Here is a 12383-nt window from a genome sequence, read left to right on the forward strand (position 1 = left end):
GGCAGCGTCGCGAAGCAGGACTTCAGCGGCCCCCCGTGAAGGCACCCCCCCCGGCTGCCGGTGGTCAAGGAGACGATGATGGCGGCAGCAGCGCGATTCACGGTGGTGGGCGGCGGTCTCGCCGGGCTGATGACGACGATCAAGCTGGCGGAGGCGGGTCACCAGGTGGACGTGCTCTCGCTCGTCCCCGTCAAGCGTTCCCACTCGGTCTGCGCCCAGGGCGGCATCAACGGCGCGGTGAATACGAAGGGTGAGGGCGACCACCCGGACATCCACGTGAAGGACACGCTGCGCGGCGGCGACTTCCTCGCGGAGCAGGTGTCCGTGAAGGGCATGTGCTACGCGGCGCCCGGCATCATCTACCTGCTGGATCGCATGGGCGTGACGTTCAACCGCACGCCGGAAGGCCTGCTGGACTTCCGCCGCTTCGGCGGCACCCTGCACAACCGCACCGCGTTCGCGGGCGCCACCACCGGCCAGCAGCTGCTCTACGCGCTGGACGAGCAGGTCCGCCGCTACGAGGCGGAGGGCAAGGTCACCAAGTACGAGTACTGGGAGTGGCTGGGCACGGTGAAGGACGAGTCCGGCCGCTGCATCGGCAGCGTGGCCATGGACCTGCGCACCATGGAGATCCGCACCTTCCCGGCGGAGGCGGTGTGCCTTGCCACGGGTGGTCCGGGCATCGTCTTCGGGCGCTCCACGAACTCCATCATCAACACCGGCACCGCCGCGGGCCGCGCGTACATGGAAGGCGCGCTGTACGCCAACGGCGAGTTCATCCAGGTGCACCCCACCTCCATCCCGGGCGAGGACAAGCTGCGCCTGATGAGCGAGTCCGTGCGCGGCGAGGGCGGCCGCGTCTGGGTGCCCAAGAAGAAGGGTGACACGCGCAACCCCCGGGAGATCCCGGAGAGCGAGCGCTGGTACTTCCTGGAAGAGAAGTACCCCAAGTACAAGAACCTGGTGCCGCGCGACGTGGCGACGCGCGAGATCTTCATGGTCTGCCGCGACCTGGGCATGGGCCTGGGCGGGCGCGACGGTGTGTACCTGGACGTGACGCACATCCCGGCCAAGACGCTCGACGCGAAGATCAAGGGCGTGATGGAGATCTACGAGAAGTTCGTCGGAGATGATCCGCGCCACACGCCCATGGTCATCTTCCCGGGCATGCACTACTCGATGGGCGGCCTGCACGTCTCCTTCGAGGCCGACTCGCGCACCCAGACGCCGCTAGACGGCAGCCCGGTGAACCAGAGCACGCGCATCCCCGGCCTGTATGCGGCCGGCGAGGCGGACTACGCCTTCCACGGCGCGAACCGCCTGGGCGCCAACTCGCTCCTGTCCTGCATCTACTCCGGCATGATCGGCGGCCCGGCGATGGTGGCCTTCGCCAAGAACCAGGAGACCAGCGCCGCGGCGATGCCGGAGAAGTACTTCGCGGACGCGAAGAAGTACTGGCAGGACCGCTTCGCCACCATCAAGGCGATGAACGGACAGGAGAACCCGTACCAGATCGCCAAGGAGCTGGGCGAGGTGATGACGGAGAACTGCACCGTCGTCCGTTACAACGACCGCCTGAAGAAGACCATCGAGCGCGTCCGCGAGCTCAAGCAGCGCTGGAACAACGTCAACGTGCTGGACACGGGCGTCGTCGCCAACCGCGCGCTCTCGTACACCAACCAGGTGTGGAACATGCTGGAGCTGGGCGAAGTGATCGCCACCAGCGCGCTCCTGCGCGACGAGAGCCGCGGCGCCCACTACAAGCCGGACTTCTCCCTGCCGGAGCCCAAGGTGAAGGACCCGACCAAGGATCCGGAGTGGATGGCCCTGTGGCGCCAGCGCCACGAGAAGTGGGCGAAGACGACCATCGCCACCTACGCCGCCCAGGGCCCGCAGATCTCCTACCAGGACCTGCCCACGCCGGTGCTGGAGCCCGAGCCCCGGTGGTACGCGTAAGGCGTTCGTTTTCTTTCCGGGCCCGCGTGCTTCCAGGCGCGGGTTTCCGCCACCTGATTTGGCAGTGAAGGGAAGGGCAGCCGCACCATGGACACCGCACAGGCCAGCGCCGTCAGCTCGAAGACCATCTCCTTCCGCATCTGGCGGCAGGATGATCCGAACAAGCCCGGCCACTTCGAAGAGTTCAAGGTTCCCTATGCGAAGGGCGCCAACGTCATCTCCTGCCTGATGGAGATCCAGCGCAACCCCGTCACCGTGGAGGGCAAGAAGGTGGCCCCCGTGGTGTGGGACTCCGCGTGCCTCGAGGAGGTGTGCGGCAGCTGCGCCATGAACATCAACGGCCGGGTGCGCATGGCGTGCTCCGCCCTGGTGGACAAGCTCCAGCAGCCCATCACCCTGGAACCGATGAAGAAGTTCCCGGTGGTGCGTGACCTCACCGTGGACCGCGACCGCATGTTCGAGTCGCTCAAGCGCGTGAAGGGGTGGATCCCCGTCGACGGCACGTACAACCTGGGCCCCGGCCCGCGCCAGTCGCAGAAGGACCACTCCGTGATGTACGTGCTGTCCACGTGCATCACCTGCGGCAGCTGCCTGGAGGCGTGCCCCCAGGTGACGCTGGACAACGACTTCATCGGCGCCGCCCCCATCAGCCAGGCCCGCCTGTTCAACATGCACCCCACGGGCAAGCTGAACGCGGAGGAGCGCACGCGCGCCCTCATGGGCCCCGGCGGCATCCAGGACTGCGGCAAGGCTCAGAACTGCGTGAAGGTCTGCCCGAAGGAGATCCCCCTCACGACCTCCATCGCTGTGATGAACCGCGAGGTGAGCAAGCTGATCATCAAGGACATCTTCTTCAAGGAAGAGGAGCAGAAGGCCTCCGCCGGCCCGGGGTAACCCTCCCGGACGCCGTCCTGGCTTGCTCGCGGCCCCGTGCCTGCGCCCCCTGTCGCTGGGGTGCCGGGCGGGGCCGTAGCCGTTTGGATGAAGGCCGCCTCATTCGCCCGGACACCGGGTGTTATTGCTGAGGGGCGGAGCCTGTGTCCCGTCGCGACGCTGGAGGCCAAACGGCCTTGCCATCCGTCGTTTTCTGCGCAATGAGGGCCCGCGTTGACGCCCCGTGTAGGGGTTGTCCTCGTCTCCCCTCGTCCCACCCGGAGATTCGATGAAGATCCACGAGTACCAGGGCAAGGAACTCTTCCGGAAGTATGGCGTGCCCACGCCGCGCGGCATCCTCGCGCTCTCTCCCGATGAGGCCGAGGCCGCGGCGAAGGAGCTCGCCACGCCTGTCGTCGTCGTGAAGGCGCAGATCCACGCGGGTGGCCGCGGCAAGGGCGGCGGCGTGAAGCTGGCCAAGAGCCCCGCGGAGGCCAAGGCGCTCACCCAGCAGATCCTGGGCATGATGCTCAAGACCATCCAGACCGGCCCGGAAGGGCAGAAGGTCCACAAGGTCTACATCGAGGAAGGTCTCGACATCGGCCAGGAGCTGTACCTGGGCGTGACGCTCGACCGCGCCACCAGCCGCGTCACCTTCATGGCGTCCACCGAGGGCGGCGTGGAGATTGAAGAAGTGGCGGAGAAGCACCCGGAGAAGATCCTCCGCGCCGTCGTGGACCCCGCGGTGGGCTTCGCGGACTTCCAGGGCCGCGAGCTGGCCTTCGGGCTGGGCCTGTCGGGCCCCACGGTGAACAAGTTCGTCCAGTTCTGCTCCGCGCTCTACCGGATGTACATGGAGACGGACGCGTCCCTCGTGGAGATCAACCCGCTGGTCATCCGCAAGAGCGGCGGCGTGGTGGCGCTCGACGCGAAGGTGACCTTCGACGAGAACGCGCTCTACCGGCACAAGGACCTGCTGGAGTACCGCGACCTGGCGGAGGAGGAGCCCCGCGAGACGCAGGCCAAGGAGTACGACCTGGCCTACATCGCGCTGGACGGCAACATCGGCTGCATGGTGAACGGCGCGGGTCTGGCCATGGCCACCATGGACACCATCAAGCTGGTGGGCGGCGCTCCGGCCAACTTCCTGGACGTGGGCGGCGGCGCGAGCAAGGAGAAGGTGACGGCGGCCTTCAAGCTCATCCTCGCGGATCCGCAGGTCAAGGCGGTGCTCGTCAACATCTTCGGCGGCATCATGAAGTGTGACGTCATCGCGGACGGCATCATCGCGGCGGCGAAGGAAGTGCAGCTGAAGATCCCGCTCATCGTTCGCCTGGAAGGCACCAACGTGGAGCAGGGCAAGGAGTTGCTCCGCAACTCGGGCCTCGCCATCACCCCCGCGGACAACCTGCGCCAGGCGGCCGAGAAGGCCGTGGCGGCCATCAAGTAGGGCCTTCGCTCCCTCTTTCCTGAAAGAACGCCATGAGCATCCTCGTCAACGAGAACACGAAGGTCCTCGTCCAGGGCATCACCGGCTCGGCGGGCTCGTTCCACGCCAAGCAGATGCTGGAGTACGGGACGAAGATTGTGGGCGGTGTCACGCCGGGCAAGGGCGGCACCTCCTTCGAGGGCAAGGTCCCCGTGTTCAACACGGTGGCCGACGCGGTGAAGCAGGCGGGCGCGAACACGTCCGTCATCTTCGTGCCGCCGCCCTTCGCCGCTGACTCCATCATGGAGGCCGCGGACGCGGGCATCTCCCTCATCATCACCATCACCGAGGGCATCCCGGTCAACGACATGGTACGCGCCAAGCGCTACCTGCAGGGCAAGCCGGGCGTGCGCCTCATCGGCCCGAACTGCCCGGGTGTCATCACCCCCGGCGCCAAGTGCAAGATCGGCATCATGCCGGGCCACATCCACAAGCCGGGCCGCATCGGCGTGGTGTCCCGCTCCGGCACGCTGACCTACGAGGCCGTGCACCAGCTGACGCAGCTGGGCCTGGGCCAGTCCACCGCGGTGGGCATCGGCGGCGACCCCGTCAATGGCACCAACTTCGTGGACGTGCTGAAGCTCTTCCAGGCCGACCCTGAGACGGACGCCGTCATCATGATCGGTGAGATCGGCGGCAGCGCGGAGGAAGAGGGCGCCGAGTACGTCAAGCGCGAGTTCACCAAGCCCATCGCCGGCTTCATCGCCGGTCAGTCCGCGCCCCCGGGCAAGCGCATGGGCCACGCGGGCGCCATCATCTCCGGAGGCAAGGGCACGGCCTCGGAGAAGATCAAGGCGATGGAGGCCGCGGGCATCCTGATGGCCGCCAGCCCCGCCGAGCTGGGCACCACGCTGCAGGAGGCCGTCAAGCGCGGCCCCCCGAAGCGCTAAGCCGAACCTTTCACACGACACACACACGAGGAGCCAAACACCATGGCCATCGAGCGCACGCTTTCCATCATCAAGCCCGACGGAGTGAAGAACAACCACGTCGGCGAGATCATCGCCCGGTTCGAGAAGGCGGGCCTGAAGCCCGTCGCCATCCGCCGGCAGCAGCTGTCCCAGACCGAGGCCGAGGGCTTCTACGCCGTCCACAAGGCCCGGCCGTTCTTCAAGGACCTGGTGTCCTTCATGATCTCTGGCCCGGTGGTCCTGATGGCCCTGGAGGGTGAGAACGCCGTCCTGAAGAACCGCGACCTGATGGGCGCCACGGACCCGAAGAAGGCCGACAAGGGCACCATCCGCGCGGACTTCGCCCAGAGCATCGACGCGAACACGGTCCACGGCTCGGACAGCCTGGAGAACGCGAAGAACGAGATCGCGTACTTCTTCCGCGAGACCGAGATCCAGGGCTGAGCAGCTTCCAGCCTGGTGACAGCGGCCCGGTGTCCACGCCCCACGAGGCGCGGACCCGGGCCGTCGTCTTTTCCGCGCTCCGTATCCGGTTGCCCTGCCGGACGCTCCTTGCTACCGATAATGAAAATCACAATCGGCAAGGAAGCACGCATGAGCGGCGATTCGGAGCGCGTGGCCCGTCGTGGGCCGTTCCCGGTGAAGTTGCGGTTGCTGGAAGTCCTTCGCGTGACGCGGCTGTCGCCGCACATGGTGCGCGTGACGCTGGGGGGCCCGGAGCTGGAGGGCTTCACGTCCCCTGGCGCGGATGACCACGTGAAGTGCTTCTTCGCGAAGCCTGGCGTGAAGAAGCCGAACATGCCGGTGGTGGGGCCCAACGGCCTGTCCATGCCGGAAGGGCTCGAGAAGCCGGCGTCGCGCGACTACACGCCGCGGCGCTTCGACCCGAAGGCCGGGGAGCTGGACATCGACTTCGTGCTGCACGGAGAAGGCCCCGCGTCCCAGTGGGCGCAGCAGACGAAGCCCGGCGACTTCATGGGCATTGGCGGTCCGCGCAGCACGCACGACGTGGCGGACGACTTCGACTGGTACCTGCTCGCGGGGGACCAGAGCGCGCTGCCGGCCATCGCGCGGCGCCTGGAGGAGCTGCCGGCGGGCAAGCGCGCGTTCGCCTTCATCGAGGTAGCTGACGCGGCGGAGGAGCAGCCCCTCGTCAGCCAGGCGGACGTGAAGGTCACCTGGCTGCACCGGGGCGGCGCGGAGGCTGGCTCCACGAAGCACCTGGAGGACGCGCTGCGCGCCTGGACCCAGCCCGCGGGGGACGGGTTCGTGTTCGTGGCGGGCGAGTCCACGTCGCTCAAGCCCATCCGGGAACACTTGGTGAACGAGCGCGGTCTGAACAAGAGCTGGATGCGGGTGACGGGCTACTGGAAGCGCGGCGTCGCCGAGCACCACGACTCGAAGGGGTAGGCAGGGAAGGGGGCGGGCACTCCTTTGACTTGCCGTGCCTTCTTGTGGGAAGCACGCCCCATTGCCCTCCGTTAGCCCCGACTGAACGATGTCCGAGCCTACCGCCACCGCCCTCCCTGTCACCGAGCCCCTGCCGGTGCCGGCCCCCGCCAAGCTGGTCGACGTGGCCAGCCTGTCGCGCGAGAAGCTCGCGCTGTTCCTGAGCGAGCAGCTGGGCGAGCGCCCGTTCCGCGCGGCGCAGCTCTACCGCTGGCTGCACCAGCGCGGCGCCACCTCGTTCGACGAGATGACGGACCTGTCCAAGGCCCTGCGCGAGAAGCTCAGGGTCAAGGCGGAGATCGTCCCGCTGGTGAAGGACCTGGAGCAGCGCAGCGTCGACGGCACCATCAAGTACCGCTTCAAGACGCGCGACGGGCGCTTCATCGAGTCCGTCTACATGCCGGCGGAGGACCGCAAGACGCTCTGCGTGTCCACGCAGGTGGGCTGCGCCATGGCCTGCTCGTTCTGCATGACGGGCACGCTGGGCCTCAAGCGCAACCTCACGGCTGGAGAGATCGTCGCCCAGGTGCACGCGGTGAACCGCGAGGTGCGCCGCAACGAGAGCCTGGAGACGCTCCGTCCGCTCACGAACCTGGTGTTCATGGGCATGGGCGAGCCGCTCCACAACTTCGAGAACCTCAAGACGGCGCTCGCCATCCTCCAGTCGGAGGAGGGGCCCAACTTCAGCCACCGGCACATCACCGTCTCCACCGTGGGCCTGGTGCCCATGATTGAGCGCTTCGGCCAGGAGACGGACGTCAAGCTGGCCATCTCGCTCAACGCCAGCACGGACGAGCAGCGCAGCCAGACGATGCCGGTGAACCGCAAGTGGAACATCCAGGCGCTCCTGGATGCCTGCCGCAAGTTCCCCCTGCGCCAGGGCCGCCGCATCACCTTCGAGTACGTGCTGCTCAAAGGATTCAACGACAGCGACGAGGACGCGCACCGGCTGAAGGAGCTGTTGCGCGACATTCCCGCGAAGGTGAACCTGATCCCGTACAACGAGAACCCCGGCCTGGGGTTCCAGACGACGGGCGAGCAGCGGGCCGAGGAGTTCCGGGCCATCCTTGCCGAGGCGCACGTCGCGGCATACATCCGGAAGAACCGGGGCCGGGACATCGCCGGGGCCTGTGGCCAGCTCGCCAATCGCGACGAGACGGCCGCGGAAGCCCCGACGTGACATAAGCACCCGAGCTTCCTTGACAATCCAGTCGGCAGGGCGCTAAGAGCGCCCCCCTCCGCACTGTTACCGTAGAAGTCACACGATTTCGCTGGAGCGATCCATGGCCGTTGTCCTCCGTCTTGCCCGCGCGGGCGCCAAGAAGATGCCGTATTACCACGTGGTTGCCACCGACTCGCGCAGCCCGCGTGACGGCAAGTTCCTGGAGCAGGTCGGTTCCTACGACCCCAACCACAGCCCCGCGAAGGTGCAGTTCAACGAGGAGCGGCTGAACTACTGGCTGAAGAGCGGCGCGCTGCCCTCCGAGACGGTCGCGGACCTGATCAAGACGGCGAAGAAGCAGGCCCCGGCGACCACCGCCTGAGCACGCCCCCGTCTGGACAAGACGTGGAGCCGCTGCTCACGTATCTGGCGAAGGCCCTGGTTGATCAACCCGACCAGGTCACTTTGCGCATCTCCGAGGCGGATGGCGGCCGGCTCTATGAGCTGAAGGTCGCCCCCGAGGACGTCGGCAAGGTCATCGGACGTGATGGGCGCACCGTGAACGCCCTCCGGACGCTGATCAACGCCGCCGCCCAGAAGCAGGGCCAGAAGGTCCGCCTGGAGATACTCGACGATCGCCGCGCTCCGGGTTCTCCCCCGGCGCCGCCCGCTCCGGACGCCGCGCAGTGAGCGCGCAGGCCTGTCTGGAGTTGGGCTACGTGGCCCGTGCGCACGGGCTGCGCGGCGAGGTGGCGGTCAGAAGCTTCGACCCCGCCTCGGAGACGCTCGGCACCGTCGAGCGTGTCTGGTTGCGCCTGCGCTCTGGCGAAGAGCGCGAGTACGCCCTGGAGACCTTCCGTCCCGCCAACAAGGAGGATCTGGTGTTCTTCGAGGGCGTGGCGTCCCGCACGGCCGCCGAGGCATTGGTGGGCGCGAAGGTGTTCGTCTACCGCGAGGACCTGGAGCCGCCCGAGGAGGGCGAGTTCTTCCAGGGCGACCTCGTGGGGTTGAACGCCGTGGACGAACAGGGCGCCTCCCTGGGCACGGTGGAGGAGGTCTGGGCCACCGGTGAAGTGCCCAACCTGGTGATCCGCGCGAAGGGCCGGCCGGAGCTGGTGGTGCCCTTCGCGGATGAGTTCGTGCCGGCGGTGGACGTGCCCGCGGGGCGCATCGTGATCCGGCCTCCGGAGTACCTGGATGCGGACGAGCCGCCGGAGGAGTCTGGAGACGGCGGGTGAGCTACCGCGTGGAGCTGCTCACGCTGTTCCCCGGGATGGTGTCCGGCTACCTGGGCGCGAGCATCCTCGGAAAGGCCCAGGAGAAGGGGCTGCTCTCCGTCACGCTCACCGACGTGCGCGACTACGCCGGGGGCAAGCACCGCGTCACCGACGACGCACCCTACGGCGGCGGCGCCGGCATGGTGATGAAGCCCGAGCCGCTGGTGGCCGCCATCGAAGCAGCCCGGGCCCGTCAGCCCGGAGCGAAGGCGCTCCTGATGAGCCCCCGGGGGCCCACGTTCACGCAGGCCACGGCGCGGGAGCTGGCGCGGCACGAGGCCGGGCTGATCCTCGTCTGCGGCCGGTATGAAGGCGTGGACGAGCGGGTGATGCCCTTCCTGGACGGCGAACTGTCCCTGGGCGACTTCGTCCTCACTGGCGGCGAAGTGGCGGCCATGGCGGTGGTGGACGCGGTGGCGCGGCTGGTGCCGGGCGTCCTGGGCAACGAGGCGTCCTCCGTGGCGGAGAGCTTCGAGGAAAACCTCCTGGAGCACCCGCACTACACCCGGCCGCCTGTCTTCCGGGGGGCCGAGGTGCCTGCTGCCCTCCAGTCCGGCGATCACGCCCGCATTGCCCGGTGGCGCCGGTGGAAGGCCATCAAGCTCACGCAGGAGCGGCGGCCGGACCTGTTCGCGCGGCTGGTGTTCAGCAAAGCGGATCAGAAACTGCTCGCCAGGGAAGAAGAAGCGTTGTAACCCTGCGCGTTCTCGCGGAACCTTTTGTTGCAGGCTTGTTCGTCCCGGCGCTCTCTGCTAGGACGGCCCGCTCTTTTCCACGCGTCCTACGCGTCAAGTTCCGCTTTCTGGAGTCCGTCATGCGCCGCAGCCTCATCGAGCACGTCGAAAACAAGTTCCTGCGCAAGGACATCACCGCGTTCCGCACGGGTGATTCCGTTCGCGTCCACTGGAAGGTCAAGGAAGGCGAGAAGGAGCGCGTGCAGGCCTTCGAGGGCGTGGTCATCCGCAAGACCAAGGGCACGAACCGCGCGACCTTCACCGTGCGCAAGATGTCCTTCGGCGTCGGCGTGGAGCGCATCTTCCCCATCCACAGCCCGCGCTACGAGAAGATCGAGGTCCTCACCCGCGGCGACGTGAACCGCAAGCGCCTGTTCTACCTCCGCGAGCTGAAGGGCAAGGCCTCGCGCGTGGACGTGCAGGTGGATCCTGAGAAGGCCGCCGCCAAGGCCGCCAAGGCCGCCGCCGCTCAGGGCTAGTAGGTCCGCAGAAACCCTCTCGCGGCCTTCGCGGCCGCGTGAGAGAAGGAGCGTCCTTCATTGGACGCTCCTTTTTTCGTTCGGGCTAGACTGCGCGCGCCATGCACTTCGTCGAGGTCGCCATCCAGAACGTCCGTGGGTTCTCTCCCACCGGACGCTTCCCGCTGAAGACCGGGTACCTCATCCTCAAGCCGCCCACCGCGGACGTGTTGCCGCTCGGGAACCTGGCGCTGTCCCTGCTGTTCGCGGATGGCCGGGGTGGGGACTCAAGCCTGGTGGGCTCGGCGGGGCGCTCCGGCAAGGCCGCGCTGACGTTCGTGGGGCAGGACGGGATGACGTACCGGATATTGCGCGAGCTGGGCGGCTCTGGATCGCTGCACCGGCTCAACCCGGCCACCAGTCAGCCGGAGCTGGTCTCCACGGACGTATCGGAGATCAACCAGTACCTGCGTGGCCAGGCGGGCCTGCCTCCGCGCACCACCTTCGAACAGGTGTACTGCCTCCAACTGGTGATGCTGCCGTCGCGCCGGCCCCGCAAGAGCATGGCCAAGGCCGCGGCGGCCGCGGGCGCGAAGGCCTCCGGGGCCACGCCGTCGCTGGCGGCCGCCACCCAGGTGCTGCCGGCGGAGGACGTCCCGGCCGCCGAAGCGAAGGTGAAGGTGCTGGAGAAGGAGCTCGTCATCGCGAAGGCGGTGGATCAGCTCCAGTTCAAGGTGGACGAGCTGGCGTCGCTCATCTTCGAGGCGGACTCGAAACTCAAGGGCGGTGAGGGGCTCAAGGAGGCCATCTCAGCGGCGGAGACCGCCTGGCGCGCGGCGCCCTCGCCGGAGTCGCTGGGCCTGCCGCTGGACATCCTCACGCGCGTGAAGCGCTACCCGAAGGCGGTGGCCCGGCGGGACGAGGCGCTGGCGCGGCTGGAGACGGACCGTGATCCGGAGCTGGAGGACGCGTCGCTGAAGGTGCCGCCGCTCACGAAGAACCGCTACTTCTGGGGCGGCCTGGGCGCGGGCGTGCTCTTCATGGGCCTGAGCGTGGGCCTGGGCATCGCCGCGGCGCAGCCCATGTGGCGTTACCTGGCGCTGATCAACATCCCCGCCTTCGGTACGGCCGCGCTGATGGCGCTGCGCTACGTGGACGACCTGCAGCACGCCACGCGCAAGGGCTCCAAGGACAACCGCAAGGACGCGCGGCAGAAGAAGATCCTCGACGAGTTCGAGCTCGAGGACGCGCCCGTGCGCATGGCCGTCAAGGCCCTGAACCTGGAGGACTACACGGAGATCCCCGGGGCGCTGGAGCAGAAGGAGCTGCTCGGCATCCGGCTGGGGGAGCTGCAGACGCAGCTGGAGGAGTTCGAGGCCTCCGCCGAGTACCAGGGTGCCCTGCGCGATGGGCAGGAGATGCGCGCGCAGCAGGAGGAGCTCAACGCGGAGCTGACCGCCAAGGGCACCTACGTGCGCGACCTGCGCGAGGTGGAGCGGGAGCTGTCCCGGCTGAAGGAGTCCATCGCGCTGGCGAAGGCGCCCCCGGTGCAGGTGGTCGCGGCCCCCGGCCAGACGCCGGCACCGGTGGATCCGCTGGAGGACCCGTCCCCCCTGGTGCTGTCGCAGGCCGCGGACGTGCTCACGCTCGACATGCTGTCGGTGCAGGCGCTCCTGAAGGACCGCTGCGTGCAGTACCTCACCGCGCTCACGGACAAGCGCTACCAGGGCGTGGAGTGGGACCGCGAGGGCAACGCCTTCCTGCTCGCGCAGAACAGCCGCATCCCGGTGGGAGATCTGTCCCCGAAGGACATCGACCTCTACTATCTGGCGCTGCGCCTGACGGTGGTGGAGAAGACGTGCGCCCGGGTGAAGCGCCCCTTCCTCCTGGATGACGTGCTGACGGGCATGGACGAGGCGAAGCTGCCCCTCGTCGCCCGCATGCTCAAGCACCTGGGCACGCTCACGCAGGTGCTGCACGTCACCGCCCACCCCGGCTTCGGCCAGATGTCGGACGGCACCGTTAACGTCTAGCCGCCGCGAAGAAGCACGAGGGGCGGCGGCTAGACGTTAAC

General features: G+C 67.9%; 13 protein-coding genes. All 13 read left to right on the top strand.

Going from position 1 to position 12383, the window contains the following annotated elements; translation table 11 throughout:
- The first annotated feature begins 78 nt into the window (after positions 1-78).
- A complete protein-coding gene (gene sdhA, locus D7Y21_RS25640; protein ID WP_120566227.1) occupies positions 79-1956 on the top strand; it encodes a succinate dehydrogenase flavoprotein subunit in 1878 nt (625 codons plus the stop codon).
- Between the two features lie 87 nt (positions 1957-2043).
- Complete coding sequence (gene sdhB / locus D7Y21_RS25645) at positions 2044-2850, top strand: succinate dehydrogenase iron-sulfur subunit (RefSeq protein ID WP_014397305.1); 807 nt, start codon at positions 2044-2046, stop codon at positions 2848-2850.
- Positions 2851-3118: 268 nt separating this feature from the next.
- Entirely contained in the window at positions 3119-4279 is a 1161-nt protein-coding gene (gene sucC, locus D7Y21_RS25650; protein WP_120566135.1) for an ADP-forming succinate--CoA ligase subunit beta, read from the top strand.
- A 32-nt stretch (positions 4280-4311) separates the two neighbouring features.
- On the top strand, positions 4312-5208 hold the full coding sequence (sucD, locus tag D7Y21_RS25655) for a succinate--CoA ligase subunit alpha (protein WP_120566134.1): 897 nt from the start codon (positions 4312-4314) through the stop codon (positions 5206-5208).
- A 42-nt stretch (positions 5209-5250) separates the two neighbouring features.
- Positions 5251-5673, top strand: a complete 423-nt coding sequence (gene ndk, locus D7Y21_RS25660) for a nucleoside-diphosphate kinase (protein ID WP_120566133.1) — start codon at positions 5251-5253, stop codon at positions 5671-5673.
- Between the two features lie 150 nt (positions 5674-5823).
- Complete coding sequence (locus D7Y21_RS25665) at positions 5824-6639, top strand: siderophore-interacting protein (RefSeq protein ID WP_121716292.1); 816 nt, start codon at positions 5824-5826, stop codon at positions 6637-6639.
- Between the two features lie 88 nt (positions 6640-6727).
- Positions 6728-7858, top strand: coding sequence for a 23S rRNA (adenine(2503)-C(2))-methyltransferase RlmN (rlmN, locus tag D7Y21_RS25670; protein ID WP_121716294.1), 1131 nt, complete (start codon positions 6728-6730; stop codon positions 7856-7858).
- A gap of 103 nt (positions 7859-7961) precedes the next feature.
- A complete protein-coding gene (gene rpsP / locus D7Y21_RS25675) occupies positions 7962-8222 on the top strand; it encodes a 30S ribosomal protein S16 (RefSeq protein ID WP_014397299.1) in 261 nt (86 codons plus the stop codon).
- Positions 8223-8245: 23 nt separating this feature from the next.
- On the top strand, positions 8246-8530 hold the full coding sequence (locus D7Y21_RS25680; RefSeq protein ID WP_120576714.1) for a KH domain-containing protein: 285 nt from the start codon (positions 8246-8248) through the stop codon (positions 8528-8530).
- Entirely contained in the window at positions 8527-9078 is a 552-nt protein-coding gene (gene rimM, locus D7Y21_RS25685; protein WP_120566129.1) for a ribosome maturation factor RimM, read from the top strand. Before D7Y21_RS25680 ends, rimM begins: the two co-directional genes overlap by 4 nt.
- Positions 9075-9812, top strand: coding sequence for a tRNA (guanosine(37)-N1)-methyltransferase TrmD (gene trmD / locus D7Y21_RS25690; protein ID WP_120566128.1), 738 nt, complete (start codon positions 9075-9077; stop codon positions 9810-9812). Before rimM ends, trmD begins: the two co-directional genes overlap by 4 nt.
- A gap of 119 nt (positions 9813-9931) precedes the next feature.
- Positions 9932-10330, top strand: coding sequence for a 50S ribosomal protein L19 (gene rplS / locus D7Y21_RS25695; RefSeq protein ID WP_120525313.1), 399 nt, complete (start codon positions 9932-9934; stop codon positions 10328-10330).
- 101 nt (positions 10331-10431) lie between these two features.
- A complete protein-coding gene (locus tag D7Y21_RS25700) occupies positions 10432-12342 on the top strand; it encodes an ATP-binding protein (protein ID WP_121716296.1) in 1911 nt (636 codons plus the stop codon).
- The last annotated feature ends 41 nt before the right edge of the window (positions 12343-12383 follow it).

It is taken from the genome of Corallococcus sp. AB045 (genome assembly GCF_003668895.1).
GTDB lineage: Bacteria > Myxococcota > Myxococcia > Myxococcales > Myxococcaceae > Corallococcus > Corallococcus coralloides.